The sequence below is a fragment of the Streptomyces albidus (ex Kaewkla and Franco 2022) genome (assembly GCF_013870515.1).
Classification (GTDB): domain Bacteria; phylum Actinomycetota; class Actinomycetes; order Streptomycetales; family Streptomycetaceae; genus Streptomyces; species Streptomyces albidus.
In genome coordinates this window covers 1-14,250 of sequence record NZ_JACBXA010000033.1, presented here as the reverse complement: position 1 = coordinate 14,250, position 14,250 = coordinate 1, and the positions used below count along the sequence as shown (strand labels likewise).

Here is a 14,250-nt window from a genome sequence, read left to right as displayed (position 1 = left end):
CGAGCGGGAATGCCCTCCACCGTGCCTTCGGTGTACGGGGCGCCGTGCTGGGTGAGCCTCGCCACGGGTGACCTGGACGCCGCGCAGCGCTACTACGCCGAGGTTCTGGGGTGGGCCTTCCGGCCCGGGAGTCTGGGCGAGGAGTTCAGCGTCGCCTACTCGGGCGAGGTGCCCGTCGCCGGCATGGGCGCGATAGCCCGCACCATGGGCGTCGCCGTCCAGTGGACCCCGTTCTTCGCCGTGGAGGACGCCAACACCACGGCGTCCCGTATCCGGGAGCGCAGCGCCACCGTCGCGGTCGGCCCCATCCGCATGGGGGAGGGGCGCACCGCCCTGGCAGCCGATCTCGCCGGTGCCCCGTTCGGGTTCTGGGAGGGCGGCGTGCTGCCGAGCTGGGACGCCGGACGGGTCGGCCCTCCGGCAAGGCTGGAGCTGCGCACCCGGGACGCCTTCGCGGCGGCCATCTTCTACGCCGAGGTGTTCGGCTGGGCGTCGGAGACGGGGCGCTGCGAGGTGGACTACCAGTACGACGCTGTCGTCGTCCTGGTCGACGGGCGCACCGTGGCGACCCTGCGCGGCGGCGCCGTCGAATCGGCGCCCGACCCGCACATCCGCCCCCGCTGGCACGTCTCGTTCGCCGTGGGCGACGTCGACGAGGCGGTGAAGACCGCCGTCGCAGCCGGAGGTGCCGTCGCGATCAGCCCGAGCGACGACCCGTTCGGGCGGACCGCCGAGCTCTTCGACCCCGAAGGCGGCCTGTTCACCGTGCACTCCCGCTGAACCATCCGATGCCCGGAGCAGGCCGCCGGCCCGGCCGGTCGAGGGGCGCTACATGCTCTTCATCTTGATGTAGCGCATCACGTCCGGTGTGTTGACCGCCGCCATCACGACCGCCGCCACGGCCAGCGTGCCCATGGCGACGCGTACGGCCGCCGCCGGGATGAAGATGCCTTTCCGCATGTCCCTCAACTCCTCAGTGTCGGACCACTGCCGGTCTGCTCAGATCACATGCCGGGTCGAGCAGCAGATCACCGGTGAGCGACTCCAGCATCTCCACCGCCCGGCCCACCGCCTCCCGGACCGGTTCGCTCAGCCCGACGACCACGTCGGGCTCGTCGCCCCGCATCCGCACCGACGGCTCACAGCCCAGCACCAGCACACGCGGCAGCTTGTCCCCACCCAGGTGTGCGGACAGCGCGAGGACCTGCACCGGGTCCATTCCGTGCGCCTCAGGCATCGTCCGCTGCGCGCCGTCCTGCGGTTGCTGCTCCGGCTCGATGACGTACAGGGTGCCGGGCGCCTTGCCCCGCGGCGCCGCGTCGACGAGGACCGCCACGTCGTAGCCGTCCTGCAGCCGGTAGGCGAGGTCCATGCCGCGGATGCCGAAGTCGGCGATGTGCACGCCGTCCGGGACGGGCCGCTCGCGCATCGCCGTGATGACCTCGGGCCCGAAGGCGTCGTCGGCGAAGAAGATGTTGCCGATGCCCGCGATCAGGATGCGCGTTCCGGGGGCCTGCCCGTCGACCGGCTCCACCTCCTCCGGCGTGAAGAAGAACCGGTGGCCCAGCCCCGTGCGGAAGTCGCGTCCGTCGTCGCCCTCCAGGGTGACCACGATGTGGATGCGGCCCTCCAGGTCCTCCTCGACGGCGTCGACCTCGGCGGTACGTCCGGTGAGGGCCAGGTCGAGCACGTCGGCGTTCCGGCCCGGCCGCAGCCGTACCCGGCTGCCCTGTGCCAGCTCGACTCCGTCGACCAGCACCGTGCGTGCGGGTTGCTCGTTCATCTCTCCTCCACGAGCGGCCGGAAGCCGCGGATGGTGCCGTGCAGTGCGGCCAGGTCCTCGGGCTCGAGTGAGGCACAGCGGTCCAGGATCTCCCGGGCCCGCGGGTCGGTGGCCCGCGCCTCCTCCTGCTCCCGGGGGGTGAGGCTGAGGATGCCGAGGATCAGCAGCTGGTCGATCTCGCCGCCGTCGAACAGGTCGCCGGGGCTCTCGGGGGCGACCGCCGGATAGTCGTAGAGCGTGATCGGCGAGGAGAGCACCTCGCGGGACCGGTGCGGGCTGTTCTGCGCCGCGTCCGGGTCGTCGGAGACCAGCACGGGCCAGGTGCCCACGTTCCTGCACTCCGCGACAGCCTCGCGCAGCTCCTCCGGCGGGTCGGTCAGCGAGGCGAAGCCGCCGCTGTCGGTGTTGAGCACGGTGTGCGTGGACGCGAAGGCGTAGGGCGCCATCGCGCCCCTGGCGCCGTGCGCACCGGGCCGCGGTTTCGGGCACGGCGAGGTGTTCTCGATCTCGACGGTGACCCTCTGCACCTTGTCGGTGACCGGCACGGACTCCAGACGCACCCTTCCGGTCAGCCGCTGCCAGCCCCTCACCAGCGTGCCCGCGACACTGCCCGACTCCGCACGCAGCGCCTCGCGGTCCGTGCCCGCCGCGATGTCGATCGTGGTCGTGCGCGGACCCCGGCGCGGGGACCACGGCGGGCACACCCAGCGCCGCTCCGTCGCCTCCTGCCAGGTCAGATGGCTCTGCCCTTCGACCCGCAGCTCGTCCACCGGCACCGGGCCCGCCGGTCCGTTGCGGAACACCTGCCGGTCGATGACGTGCAGGAACCGCACGTGCACCGTCAGCTTTGCCGCCGGCCCGGCCTCCAGCAGGAGCTCGGTGCGCATGCGCGAGGGCTCGCCCAGTGCCTCCGCGCAGCCCTTCGGGTAGACGCCGCCGAACGTCCAGCGCTGGGCGTTCTTCAGTGCCGTCCTGCGGTACGGCCACAGCAGGTAACCCTCGTACAGACAGGTCCGGGCGATCTTCTCTACGGCGTCCACGCTGCTCCTCGTACGAAATCGGGCTGATCCTGCTCGTCGCGTTCGGCCGGGACCCCGGCGGTGTGCTGCGCGCGGGCGAGCAGATCCGTCACGGTCTCGTCCCAGCCGGACAGGGCGTGCCGGTTGCGGTGGGCGATGAGCGCGTCGTGTGCCTCGGGCGAGAGGGGCACCCAGCTGGTGCCGGAGCCGTAGCGTCCGAGGACTTCCTGCCACAGTCCGGCGGTCATCCGGCAGGTGGCTTCCTTGTCCCAGGAGATCTGGGCCGTGCGCAGCCGCCCGTCGGGGCCGTCGTGGAAGACGGTGCCGCTGAACAGGAGCTCCAGCGGCACCTCCCCGTCGCGTACGCCGTGGAAGTAGGACGTGACGGCCAGCTCGCTGTCCCGCGTGCAGGGAACCGGCAGATCGAACTCCGTCTCGTTGTCGAACGGCGGAATCACCGTGGTGACGCGCGCCCAGGTGAGCGGCCGCATGCTGGTGGCCCACTGTTCCGGCTGGCCGAAGAGGCGTGCCATGACCAGCCGGTCCGCGGTGTCGTATCGCCGTCGCGCCACCGCGATCCGCACCGCGGTGTTGAGACTGACCGACCGGACGTGTCCGCCGCCGGTGCGGCGGACGGAGATCCGGAACGCCAGCGTCGGCACGGCCATGTCCTCCATCGGCCGGACGCCGCTGACGGCGAAGTCCAGCGCGGGCACGTCCGCCTCCGCGCCCGTGGCACCGCGTGGTGCGCTCACGCGGGGGAGAGGTTGGGCATGCCGGGCAGGATCGGGTCCTGGGCTGCGGAGTTGATACCCGTCGACCTGCGGGCCGTGGAGGTGTCGTCGGGCAGGTGGCCCGGCTGGCGCTTCATGAGGCCCTCTTGATTGCCCTGCCGTACTCCCGGTGTGTGCGCCGTCCCGTCGAGCTGAACGTGCGGCTTGCCGACCTTGATCTCAGACATGCCAACCTCCTCGGTTGTGCGTGTTCAGTCCCTCTCGGACAGTCCGGTGAAGAACGCGTCGATGTGCTCCCACACGTCCGCGCCGCCCGAGAGTCCCTTCCAGTGGGCCCGGACGACGGCGACGAGCCGGTAGCAGTCGTCCAAGGGGACGATCCAGTGCTCGTTCGCCCCGCCCGACCGGTGCACCAGCAGCGCCTCCACGTCGTCCGCGAGATCAGCCAGCTCCGGGTACCCACCCGCGACCTCTTCCCAGACCTCCGGATCCACCTCGGCCCGGGTGGCGCCGAGCGGGCTGGGATACCCGACACTGGTCACCCCCGTCGCGCCCTCGCGGACGAAGAACGCGAGGCCCACGGGGACGCCGAGCCCGGCCCAGAGCATGTCGTCGATGCGGAAGCCGCTCAGCTGCACCCTTCGCTCGGGGAGCAGCCGGTAGTGCCGTCCGCCGGCGGTGCTCTGGTCGAAGAGCAGTGAGCAGGGCCTGCACGTGCACAGCACCGCCTTCTGCGGGACGTCCAGCATGTGACGGTGCGACGGGGGCAGCACCTCCGCGCACATGTCGCAGTACTCCTGCTCGTCGCCGCCCTTACGGCCCGTGACACCGGACCGCGGCCGTCGCAGCAGGCCGCGGAGCCGGGATGCGGTCACGGGTTCCGGAAGGGCGGTCGCCGGGTCCATCCCGCTCACCGGTTCCCCGCGGGCTGCGGGCCCCGGAAGAGGGAGTCCACGGAGATCAGCGTCGTCTGCGCGGTCTCCGCCCGCTCGATCTCGACCTTCTCGATCTCGGGCGCCGCCCATGCGACGGCGTCTCGTACGGTCTGCGTCAGCTGCTCCTCCGGCGGCCCGCCGCAGCCCTGCGGACTCACCGCGATACGGGCCTCCGGCTGGCGCACCTCCAGCACCGTGACGCCCCGTACGTCTTCGAGGGCGCGGCGCACGCGCTGCTCGACGGGGTCAGGGTGCAGGTCGTGCACGAGCAGCAGGTGGCTCACGAGTTCGTCCGAAGCGATGGCCGCCGTGACCGGGCCGTCCGCGTGATGCATCACCCGCGCCAGACACTCGCCGTACAGCTCCGCCATCGCGTGCAGAGCGTCCATCGCGTGCTCGCGGGCCCGTGTGTCGGCGAGCCCGTCGAGCCCGGACAGCAACTTCTCGGTGCGGGCGACGTGTTCACGCGCCTCGCTCTCGTCCCAGGACATCCCCGTCCGCCCTTACGCCAGCGCGCCGAAGGCGGGGGAGTGGGTCTCCCGCACGGTGCGGCCGTTGCCGAGGTACATGTGCACGCCGCAGGGCAGACACGGGTCGAAGCTGCGGACCGTGCGCATGATGTCGATGCCCTTGAAGTTCTCCGGGGTGTTCTCCTCGAAGATCGGCATGCCCTGCACGGCGTCCTCGTACGGACCGGGGGTGCCGTAGTGGTCCCGGGGGCTGGCGTTCCACGGGGTCGGCGGGTACGGGTGGTAGTTGGCGATCTTGTGGTCGCGGATGACCATGTGGTGGGAGAGCACGCCCCGGACCGCCTCGTGGAAGCCGACGCCGATGGCCTCCTCCGGCACCTTGAAGTCCTCGAAGACCTTGGTGTGTCCGGCCCGTACCTCGGCCAGCGCCCGGTCGACGAAGTAGAGGGCCATGCCTGCCGCGTAGGCGACGAAGTACATGCGGGCGCGGTTGCGCTCCAGGGTGTTCGGGAAGGGCGGGGGCGTCCACTCCAGGTTCGTCTCGGGCGTCATGGGCGTCTTGGGCAGGTCGATCTTCACGCTGTGCCCGGTGGAGCGCACGTAGGGGGTGTTGACCTTGCCCGCCAGCGCCGTCGCCCACAGCCGGGCGATGGGCCCGCCTCCCGTGTCGAGCGCCAGGTGGTCGCCGGTTCGCTTGTCGAACCAGCGGGGACTCATGACCCAGCTGTACTTGCCGCCGTCCAGGTCGCGCTTCTGCGGGGTGGGCAGCGTTGTCTGGTTCCAGGGGTGGCGCCGGTCGACCGGGTTGCCGAGGGGGTCCCTCTCGACGTAGACCTCCTCGGACGTCCAGTCCTCGTAGTAGCTGCTGCCGAGCAGGATGCGCATCCCGAGGTTGATGTCGACGAGGTCGGTGGTGACCAGCTCGTTGTCGACGACGATGCCGGGGGTGACGAACATGGCGTTGCCCCACGTGTTCATCGTCCGGTAGTCGTAGTCGACGACGTCGGGGTCCTGGAAGCTGCCCCAGCAGCCGAGCATCGTGCGTCGGCGGCCGACCTCCTCGTAGCCGGGCAGCGCCTCGTAGAAGAAGTCGAAGACGTCGTCGTTCATGGCGACCGCGCGCTTGACGAAGTCCAGGCAGCGCGTCAGCCGCACGAGGTAGTCGGTGAAGAGCTGCGGTGTCGCGACGGTGCCGACGCCCCCGGGGTAGAGCGTCGAGGGGTGGACGTGGCGGCCCTCCATCAGGCAGCACATCTCGCGGGTGAGCCGGCTCATCACCAGCGCCTGCTTGTAGGTCTCGCCCTCGAACGGGTTGAAGGACCGCATGATGTCGGCGATCGTCCGGTGGCCGTGCTGGTCGCCGCGGGGCGAGGGCGTGCGCTCGGCCCGTTCCAGCACGCCCGGGTTGGTCTCGCGGACCATGCGTTCGCAGTAGTCGACGAAGACCATGTTGTCCTGGAAGATCGTGTGGTCGAACATGTACTCGGCGGCCTCGCCGAGGTTGATGATCCAGTCGGCGAGCGGCGGCGGCTTCACTCCGTAGGCCATGTTCTGGGCGTAGACGGAGCACGTGGCGTGGTTGTCCCCGCAGATTCCGCAGATGCGGCTGGTGATGAAGTGCGAGTCCCGCGGGTCCTTGCCCTTCATGAACACGCTGTAGCCGCGGAAGATGGACGAGGTGCTGCGGCACTCGACGACTTCACGCCCCGGGAAATTGATCTTGGTGTAGATGCCGAGGTTTCCGACGATCCGCGTGATCGGATCGAAGGCCACCTCGGTCAACTCACGTTCTCCCGGGCCGGACTTCATCGCGGACTGCTGGGCGGTCGCCACTGGTCATTCCTCTCGGCAGGTCTCTTCGCGGATTAGTTGCGGCCCGTCCAGCGGCGCTGGTAGCCGGAGGTGAGAACGGGTTCGTTGTGCCGCCACTTGGGTTCCCGGTTGGCGGACCGGTTGGTGATCGACCGCATGCTGCGGACGAAGGGCCCGTACAGGTGCATCAGGGTGGAGGAGAGGGTGGCGCCGGGCGGCTCGTCCATGAACGGCATGAACTTGTCGGGGAAACCGGGCATCGTGCAGCCGATGCAGATGCCGCCCACGTTCGGGCAGCCGCCGACGCCGTCCATCCATCCGCGCTTGGTGACGTTGCAGTTCACGACCGGCCCCCAACAGCCCACCTTCACAAGGCACTTGGGGGAGTTGTAGTCCTTGGCGAAGTCGCCCTGCTCGTAGTACGCGCCGCGGTCGCAGCCTTCGTGGACGGTCTTGCCGAACAGCCACGTGGGCCGGAGATTCTCATCGAGAGGGATGGTCGGGGCCAGCCCGGCGGCCTGGTGCAGGATCCACAGCAGGGTCTCCATGAAGTTGTCCGGCTGTACCGGGCAGCCGGGCACGTTGACGATCGGCATGCCGCCCACCGACCGGTAGTCCCAGCCCAGATAGTCGGCCAGGCCCATTGAGCCGGTCGGGTTGCCGGCCATGGCGTGGATGCCGCCGTAGGTGGCGCAGGTACCGATGGCGACCACGGCCCACGCGTGCGGGGTCAGGCGGTCCAGCCAGGTGTTCAGGGTGATGGGTTCGCCCGTGTCCGGGTCGTTGCCCATGGACGTCCAGTAGCCGTCACCGTTGATGTTCTCGTTCGGGATGGAGCCCTCGACGACGAGGATGAAGGGGCCGAGTTCGCCGCGTGCCCCCTGCCGGAACGCGGTCAGGAAGTCCTCGCCCGTCTCGTACGCCAGAACCTTGTTGTGCAGATGCACCTTGGGCAGGCCCGGAATGGCGCCCAGCAGTACGTCCTCCAGGCTGGGGAGCGATGCGGCCGTCACCGAAACCGTGTCGCCGTCACAGCTCATGCCTTCCGAGGTCCACAGAATATGGATCTCGTCGAGTGCGGTTTTCGTCGCCTCGTCGCCCATGGGACCGATCCCTTCCGTGCCCGTCGCCGACCGGCGGGGACAGCTGTCAGAGCATTGCCGACAAATCTGACATACAGCTGTATACGCCTCAACGGCAGCGCGCCGTGGCGGGTGAGCCGAACGGACCACCTTGCCGCTCGGGGGCGGCGTGTCAGGGCTCCGCCGGGTGAGGGCGGCTCTCTAATGAACCGCGAATCGGAGGATGAGAATGCACGAGATGTCCATCGCCGTCGCGATGGTGGAGCAGGTGTCGGACGCCGCCGAGAGGAACGGCTCCGGCGCTGTCTCGGCCGTACGGCTCCAGCTCGGTGAACTCGCAGGCGTGGTGGCCGATTCGCTGCGGTTCTGCTTCTCGCTCGCGTGCGCCGGGACCGTCGTCGACGGCGCCGAGCTCCTCGTCGAACACCTGCCGGGCCGAGCCCGCTGTGCGCCCTGCGGCGCCGAATGGGCCACCGGGATGCCCCCGCAGCTGTGCTGTCCGCAGTGCGAGGGCGGCACGGCCGAGCTGCTCTGCGGACGCGAGCTGCAGATCGTCGGCGTGCGGTGGGGCGACGACAGCTCCCGGACCGGCACCGAACCCGTATCCGTACAGGCCCCCGAGGAGAGCTGAGAGCCATGTGCCGAGTCGTCGATCTGCAGCAGGCGGTGCTCGTCAAGAACGACCACTGCGCCGGCACGCTACGGACGGAGCTGGCCGCCCGTGGAACCACGGTGGTCAACATGCTCTCCAGCCCCGGCAGCGGGAAGACGGAGCTGCTCGAAGCGGAACTCACGCTGGCCGCCGCCCGGTCCGTGCCCGTCGCCGCGCTGACCGCCGACCTCGCCACCGAGCACGACGCGGAACGGCTTGCGCGTGCCGGCGTGCCGGTCAAGCAGGTGCTCACCGACGGGCTGTGCCACCTGGAGGCCGACATGCTCCGCGGGCACCTGGAGGGCTGGCTGCCCGAGGGCACGCGGCTGCTGTTCGTGGAGAACGTCGGCAACCTCGTCTGCCCCGCCTCCTACGACCTCGGGGAGTCGCTGAGGGTGGTGCTGGCGTCGGTCACCGAGGGCGAGGACAAGCCGCTGAAGTACCCGACCGCGTTCGGCCTCGCGCAGCTCGTGGTGGTGACGAAGGACGACATCGCCGAGGCCGTCGGCTTCGACGAGGAGGCCTTCCGGGCCAACGTCCGGCAGGTGAACCCGGGCGTCGAGGTCGTGCTCACCTCAGCCCGGCAGGGACGCGGCGTCGGACTGATCCTGGAGCGCGCCATGGCCGTCGCGGCGGGGAAGGCGGCTCATGAGCCGGTGATGGCCCGTACGGGTGGCACCGGTGGGCACGAGCACGTGCACGCGCTGGACCACTCGCACGACCACGACCGTGCGCACTCCCACCCGTCCGACGTGCCCGTCCACAGCCACTCGTGAACGCGCAGCACGTCGCCACCGCCGCCACCGCCACGCCGCAGCGCCGCAAGGTCACCGTCCGGGGTGTGGTCCAGGGCGTGGGCTTCCGGCCCTTCGTCTACGCGCTCGCCGGGGAACTCGGGCTCGCGGGGCAGGTCGCCAACACCGGCGACGGCGTCGTCGCCGAGATCGAGGGAGACCCTGAAGCCCTGGCCGCCTTCTGCGGCCGCATCAGCTCCGAAGCGCCCCCGCTGGCCGTCGTCCAGTCCGTGACGCACGAACCGATGGCGCTCGCGGGCAGCAGCGGGTTCAGCATCGCGGCGTCCCGGAGCAGCAGTGGCACCGCCCGCACGCTCGTGGCGCCCGACACCGCCACGTGCGCCGACTGCCTTGCCGAGATGAGGGACCCGGACGACCGCCGCCACCGGCATCCCTTCATCACGTGCACGCACTGCGGCCCGCGGTTCACCATCGTCACCGGGCTCCCGTACGACCGCGGTCACACGACGATGGCCGGGTTCCCGATGTGCGCCCCGTGCGAGAGCGAGTACGGCGATCCCGGGAACCGCCGCTTCCATGCGCAGCCCGTCGCCTGCCACGACTGCGGCCCGCGACTGCGGCTCCACGTGCCGGGACAGGGCGCGGGTGACGGCGGCGAGGACGCCGAACCTGTCGCGGCGGCCCGGCAGTTGCTCGCCGACGGTGCGATCGTCGCGATCAAGGGGCTGGGCGGCTACCACCTCGCCTGCGACGCGGCCGACGCCGGAAGCGTCGACCTGCTGCGGAAGCGCAAGGCCCGCGGCGACAAGCCGTTCGCGCTGATGGCACGTGACATCGAGGACGCCGGACGCCTCGTCCACGTCGATGCCGTCGCGCGTGATCTGCTCACCGGCGGACGGCGCCCCATCGTGCTTCTTCGCAGGCGTACGGGTGCCGGGCAGCCCGGCACCGAGCTTGCCGTGGCGGATCAAGTGGCCCCCAGAAGCGCCGACTTGGGGGTGATGCTCCCGTACACGCCGTTGCATCACCTGCTGTTCGGGCTTCCCGGCGACCCGGACGGGCCGCGTCTGCTGGTGATGACCAGCGGCAACCTCGGCGGCGAGCCGATCGTCACCGACGATCAGGAGGCGCTGGAGAGGCTCGCGTCGCTCGCCGACGCATGGCTCACCCACGACAGACCCATCCACGTGCCGTGCGACGACTCGGTCGTCCGGGTCACCGACGGCGAGCAACTGCCGGTACGCCGCTCGCGCGGCTACGCGCCGTTCCCCGTCAACCTGCCCCGGCCGGTCACCGCCGCGCTCGCGGTCGGCGGAGACCTGAAGAACACCTTCTGCATCGGCGAGGGCCACCACGCCTGGCTGTCCGCCCACATCGGCGACATGGACGACCTGGCGACGCTGACGGCGTTCGACGGTGCCGAGCGGCAGATGGAGAAGATCACCGGCGTGCGTCCCGCGCTGCTCGCCGCGGACCGGCATCCCGGCTACCGCTCCGTGCGGTGGGCACAGCGCAACGCCCGTGACAGACCGCTGCGTCGCGTCCAGCACCATCACGCGCACATCGCCTCCGTCATGGCCGAACACGGACTGGACGGCAGCCGCGCCGTGCTCGGCGTCGCCTTCGACGGAACCGGCTACGGCGACGACGGCACCGTATGGGGCGGCGAGTTCCTCATCGCCGACTACGACGCCTACCGGCGCTTCGCGCATCTGAGCCCGGCCCCGTTGCCCGGCGGGGACACCGCAGTGCGGCGCCCGTACCGGACCGCACTGGCCCGGCTGCACGCCGCGGGCCTGCCCTGGGACAGCGACTTGCCGTGCACCGCCGCCTGCCCGGAGGCCGAACTGGGCACTCTCGCCGTGCAGTTGAGGAGCGGCCTCGGGTGTGTGCCGACCAGCAGCATGGGACGGCTCTTCGACGCCGTCTCCTCGCTCGCGGGGGTCTGCCACCACTCGGGATACGAGGCACAGGCAGCCATGGAACTCGAGGCGGCCGCCGTTGAGTGCCACGACGAACGGGACGCCCTCGGTTACGAGTTCGCGGTGGGCTCTTCCTCGGACGGCCCCCTGGCCTGTGATCCCGCCCCGCTGCTTGCGCGCGTCGTCACCGACGTACGGGGCGGCGTGCCCACCGAGTTGATCGCGGCCCGGTTCCACCGTGCCGTGGCGGAACTTGTGCGCCGCGTCTGCGCGGCGGCGCGGGAGCGGCACGGGCTGGAGACGGTCGCGCTCAGCGGCGGTGTCTTCGCCAACGCGCTGCTGTCCGCCACCTGCGCGCGCGGACTGCGCGAGGACGGCTTCACCGTGCTCCGTCACCGCCTCGTCCCGCCCAACGACGGAGGGCTCGCCCTGGGCCAGTTGATGGTCGCGGCACGCAAGGACGTGACGGAGCGGCCGGGACCCGAGGTTCCCGGTCACGTCACGGCTACCCCCTGAGACCACGCGAGCGAGGAGAAGACGATGTGCCTGGCGGTACCCGGCAAGGTGCTGGACATCGAGGAGCGGAACGGAACCCGCATGGCCACGGTCGATTTCGGCGGAGTGGCGAAGGAGGTGTGCTGCGAGTACCTGCCCGATCTGCAGCCCGGCGAGTACACGATCGTCCACGTCGGCTTCGCACTGCAGCGTCTGGACGAGGACTCGGCGCGGCAGACGCTCGCGCTGTTCGAGGAACTCGGGTTGCTGGAAGAGGAATTCGGCGACCCGTGGGAGCTGGCAGCCCGGGAGGCGAAGAAGTGAAGTACATGGATGAGTTCCAGAACCCGGAACTCGCAAGGAAACTGCTCGAGGACATCCACGCCACCGTCACCCGCCCCTGGGCGCTGATGGAGGTGTGCGGTGGCCAGACGCACTCCATCATCCGGCACGGCATCGACCAACTCCTGCCTGCCGAGGTGGAGTTGATCCACGGCCCCGGATGCCCGGTCTGCGTCACGCCGCTGGAGGTCATCGACAAGGCACTGGAGATCGCCTCCCGGCAGGACGTGATCTTCTGCAGTTACGGCGACATGCTGAGGGTGCCGGGGACGGGCCGCGATCTGTTCCAGGTGCGCAGCGAGGGCGGGGACGTGCGCGTCGTCTACTCGCCGTTGGACGCTCTGCGCATCGCGCAGGAGAATCCGCAGCGCCAGGTCGTCTTCTTCGGGATCGGCTTCGAGACCACTGCGCCGCCCAACGCGATGACGGTGCACCAGGCGCGCAGGCTGGGCATCGCGAACTTCAGCCTTCTCGTCTCCCATGTGCGCGTACCTCCGGCCATCGAGGCGATCATGGAGTCGGAGTCCTGCCGTGTGCAGGGATTCCTCGCCGCCGGACACGTGTGCAGCGTCATGGGGACCGGTGAATACCCGGAACTCGCCGAGCGGTACAAGGTTCCGATCGTGGTGACCGGCTTCGAGCCCCTGGACGTCCTCGAAGGCGTACGGCGCACCGTCCTGCAGCTCGAACGCGGCGAGTACACCGTCGAGAACGCCTACGCCCGCGTGGTTCCGTCCGAGGGGAACCCGGCGGCCAAGGCGATGCTCGGCGACGTCTTCGAGGTCACCGACCGGGCGTGGAGGGGCATCGGGGTGATCCCGGGAAGCGGCTGGAAACTCTCCGACCGCTACAGGGACTTCGACGCCGAACACCGCTTCTCCGTGACCGGCATCGACACCCGTGAGCCCGAGGACTGCCGCAGCGGCGAGGTGCTGCAGGGGCTGCTCAAACCGCACGAGTGCGAAGCCTTCGGAACGCTGTGCACTCCGCGTACGCCGCTCGGCGCGACGATGGTCTCCAGCGAGGGTGCCTGCGCCGCGTACTACCTCTACCGGCGACTCGACGGTGCGAACCGCAAGGCGGGAACGCCCGACGCCGCCGTTCCCACACGTACGACGACCGGTGCGGCCGCAGTGCCGGCTCCCGCACCGCTGGAGGGAAGTCCCGTTGTCTGAGACCACCGACCTGGCCGGTCCCGGGACCGCCACCGCACCTGACTTCACAGGACTGGTCTGTCCGGCGCCGCTGCGCGACCAGCCGCGCGTCGTGATGGGTCACGGCGGCGGAGGTGTGCTCTCGTCCGAGCTCGTCCAGCACATCTTCGCGCCCGCCTTCGGCGGAGACCTGCTGGCCGGACTCGGCGACTCCGCCGCCTTCACCCTGGGCGGCGCCCGGCTGGCCTTCTCGACCGACTCCTACGTCGTACGGCCGCTGTTCTTCCCCGGCGGCAGCATCGGCGACCTCGCCGTCAACGGCACGGTCAACGACCTGGCGATGAGCGGCGCGCGTGCCGCCTACCTCTCCTGCGGGTTCATTCTCGAGGAGGGCATGGAGGTGCCCATGCTCTCGCGGGTCGCCGAGGCGCTCGGCGCCGCGGCCCGCAGCGCCGGTGTCGAGGTGGCGACCGGCGACACCAAGGTGGTCGAAGCGGGCCGGGGCGACGGCATCTACCTCAACACCGCGGGCATCGGGCTCATCCCCGACGGCGTCGACATCCGTCCGCAGCGGGCCGAACCGGGGGACGTCGTCATCGTCAGCGGGGAGATCGGCCTGCACGGCGTGGCGGTGATGAGCGTCCGCGACGGACTCGAGTTCGGCGTGGACATCGAGAGCGACTGCGCGGCGCTGGGCGGTCTCGTCGAGACGATGCTGGCCGTCACCCCGGACCTGCACGTGCTGCGCGACCCCACACGCGGCGGTCTGGCGGCGGCCCTGAACGAGATCGCGGTGGCGGCGCCCGTGGGCGTGGTGCTCCAGGAGCGTGCCGTCCCTGTCCCTGCACCGGTGGCGAACGCCTGCGCCGTGCTGGGGCTGGACCCGATGTACGTCGCCAACGAGGGCAAGCTCGTCGCGTTCGTACCCCGCGAGCACGCGGAAGCGGTGCTGGCGGCGATGCGGGAGCACCCGCTGGGCGCCCAGGCGGCGGTGATCGGCGAGTGCGTCGAGGCACATCCCGGCATGGTCGTCGCCCGTACGCGGCTGGGCGGCACACGCGTCGTCGACCTGCCGCTGGGGGAGCAGCTGCCGCG

Annotated in this window: 16 protein-coding genes; 7 read left to right on the top strand and 9 right to left on the bottom strand. The window is 70.5% G+C overall.

Going from position 1 to position 14,250, the window contains the following annotated elements; all coding sequences use genetic code 11:
• The first annotated feature begins 9 nt into the window (after positions 1-9).
• On the top strand, positions 10-780 hold the full coding sequence (locus H5J26_RS08420) for a VOC family protein (protein WP_181765104.1): 771 nt from the start codon (positions 10-12) through the stop codon (positions 778-780).
• 48 nt (positions 781-828) lie between these two features.
• On the opposite strand, the gene H5J26_RS31930 is transcribed toward H5J26_RS08420, so the two are convergent.
• The 9 genes from H5J26_RS31930 to H5J26_RS08380 are packed head-to-tail and all read right to left on the bottom strand — an operon-like array spanning position 829 to position 7,856.
• Positions 829-960: a DUF6893 family small protein gene (locus H5J26_RS31930; RefSeq protein WP_268933037.1), complete on the bottom strand. Its 132-nt coding sequence runs from the start codon at positions 958-960 to the stop codon at positions 829-831.
• A 13-nt stretch (positions 961-973) separates the two neighbouring features.
• On the bottom strand, positions 974-1,783 hold the full coding sequence (locus H5J26_RS32225; protein ID WP_210771118.1) for a hydrogenase maturation protease: 810 nt from the start codon (positions 1,781-1,783) through the stop codon (positions 974-976).
• Positions 1,780-2,823, bottom strand: a complete 1,044-nt coding sequence (locus tag H5J26_RS08410; RefSeq protein WP_181765103.1) for a hypothetical protein — start codon at positions 2,821-2,823, stop codon at positions 1,780-1,782. The genes H5J26_RS32225 and H5J26_RS08410 overlap by 4 nt, the downstream gene beginning before the upstream one ends.
• Positions 2,811-3,557, bottom strand: a complete 747-nt coding sequence (locus H5J26_RS08405; protein WP_181765102.1) for a DUF6084 family protein — start codon at positions 3,555-3,557, stop codon at positions 2,811-2,813. Before H5J26_RS08405 ends, H5J26_RS08410 begins: the two co-directional genes overlap by 13 nt.
• Positions 3,554-3,763, bottom strand: coding sequence for a hypothetical protein (locus tag H5J26_RS08400; protein ID WP_181765101.1), 210 nt, complete (start codon positions 3,761-3,763; stop codon positions 3,554-3,556). Before H5J26_RS08400 ends, H5J26_RS08405 begins: the two co-directional genes overlap by 4 nt.
• A gap of 24 nt (positions 3,764-3,787) precedes the next feature.
• On the bottom strand, positions 3,788-4,441 hold the full coding sequence (locus tag H5J26_RS08395; protein WP_235980551.1) for a DUF5947 family protein: 654 nt from the start codon (positions 4,439-4,441) through the stop codon (positions 3,788-3,790).
• Between the two features lie 5 nt (positions 4,442-4,446).
• Positions 4,447-4,962, bottom strand: a complete 516-nt coding sequence (locus tag H5J26_RS08390; RefSeq protein WP_181765100.1) for a nitrogen fixation protein NifU — start codon at positions 4,960-4,962, stop codon at positions 4,447-4,449.
• A 12-nt stretch (positions 4,963-4,974) separates the two neighbouring features.
• The gene (locus tag H5J26_RS08385) at positions 4,975-6,750 is read right to left on the bottom strand and encodes a nickel-dependent hydrogenase large subunit (RefSeq protein ID WP_181765131.1); all 1,776 of its coding nucleotides are present in this window, start codon (positions 6,748-6,750) and stop codon (positions 4,975-4,977) included.
• A gap of 56 nt (positions 6,751-6,806) precedes the next feature.
• On the bottom strand, positions 6,807-7,856 hold the full coding sequence (locus tag H5J26_RS08380; RefSeq protein ID WP_181765099.1) for a hydrogenase expression protein HypE: 1,050 nt from the start codon (positions 7,854-7,856) through the stop codon (positions 6,807-6,809).
• Between the two features lie 208 nt (positions 7,857-8,064).
• On the opposite strand from H5J26_RS08380, the gene H5J26_RS08375 reads away from it, so the two are divergent.
• The 6 genes from H5J26_RS08375 to hypE form a co-directional block, all read left to right on the top strand.
• Positions 8,065-8,466: a hydrogenase maturation nickel metallochaperone HypA gene (locus tag H5J26_RS08375; protein WP_181765098.1), complete on the top strand. Its 402-nt coding sequence runs from the start codon at positions 8,065-8,067 to the stop codon at positions 8,464-8,466.
• A 5-nt stretch (positions 8,467-8,471) separates the two neighbouring features.
• On the top strand, positions 8,472-9,263 hold the full coding sequence (gene hypB, locus H5J26_RS08370; RefSeq protein WP_181765097.1) for a hydrogenase nickel incorporation protein HypB: 792 nt from the start codon (positions 8,472-8,474) through the stop codon (positions 9,261-9,263).
• Entirely contained in the window at positions 9,260-11,680 is a 2,421-nt protein-coding gene (hypF, locus tag H5J26_RS08365) for a carbamoyltransferase HypF (RefSeq protein WP_181765096.1), read from the top strand. The genes hypB and hypF overlap by 4 nt, the downstream gene beginning before the upstream one ends.
• Positions 11,681-11,704: 24 nt before the next feature.
• Positions 11,705-11,983, top strand: a complete 279-nt coding sequence (locus H5J26_RS08360; protein ID WP_181765095.1) for a HypC/HybG/HupF family hydrogenase formation chaperone — start codon at positions 11,705-11,707, stop codon at positions 11,981-11,983.
• On the top strand, positions 11,980-13,176 hold the full coding sequence (gene hypD / locus H5J26_RS08355) for a hydrogenase formation protein HypD (RefSeq protein WP_181765094.1): 1,197 nt from the start codon (positions 11,980-11,982) through the stop codon (positions 13,174-13,176). The genes H5J26_RS08360 and hypD overlap by 4 nt, the downstream gene beginning before the upstream one ends.
• A partial coding sequence (gene hypE / locus H5J26_RS08350) for a hydrogenase expression/formation protein HypE (protein WP_419183769.1) occupies positions 13,169-14,250 on the top strand: 1,082 nt, incomplete at its 3' end. The genes hypD and hypE, both read left to right, overlap by 8 nt.

Coding starts and splice junctions, on each gene's coding strand:
- H5J26_RS08420 (WP_181765104.1), top strand. CDS start 10: ATGCCCTCCACCGTGCCTTCGGTGTACGGGGCGCCGTGCTGGGTGAGC.
- H5J26_RS31930 (WP_268933037.1), bottom strand. CDS start 960: ATGCGGAAAGGCATCTTCATCCCGGCGGCGGCCGTACGCGTCGCCATG.
- H5J26_RS32225 (WP_210771118.1), bottom strand. CDS start 1,783: ATGAACGAGCAACCCGCACGCACGGTGCTGGTCGACGGAGTCGAGCTG.
- H5J26_RS08400 (WP_181765101.1), bottom strand. CDS start 3,763: ATGTCTGAGATCAAGGTCGGCAAGCCGCACGTTCAGCTCGACGGGACG.
- H5J26_RS08395 (WP_235980551.1), bottom strand. CDS start 4,441: ATGGACCCGGCGACCGCCCTTCCGGAACCCGTGACCGCATCCCGGCTC.
- H5J26_RS08390 (WP_181765100.1), bottom strand. CDS start 4,962: ATGTCCTGGGACGAGAGCGAGGCGCGTGAACACGTCGCCCGCACCGAG.
- H5J26_RS08385 (WP_181765131.1), bottom strand. CDS start 6,750: ATGAAGTCCGGCCCGGGAGAACGTGAGTTGACCGAGGTGGCCTTCGAT.
- H5J26_RS08380 (WP_181765099.1), bottom strand. CDS start 7,856: ATGGGCGACGAGGCGACGAAAACCGCACTCGACGAGATCCATATTCTG.
- H5J26_RS08375 (WP_181765098.1), top strand. CDS start 8,065: ATGCACGAGATGTCCATCGCCGTCGCGATGGTGGAGCAGGTGTCGGAC.
- hypB (WP_181765097.1), top strand. CDS start 8,472: ATGTGCCGAGTCGTCGATCTGCAGCAGGCGGTGCTCGTCAAGAACGAC.
- H5J26_RS08360 (WP_181765095.1), top strand. CDS start 11,705: ATGTGCCTGGCGGTACCCGGCAAGGTGCTGGACATCGAGGAGCGGAAC.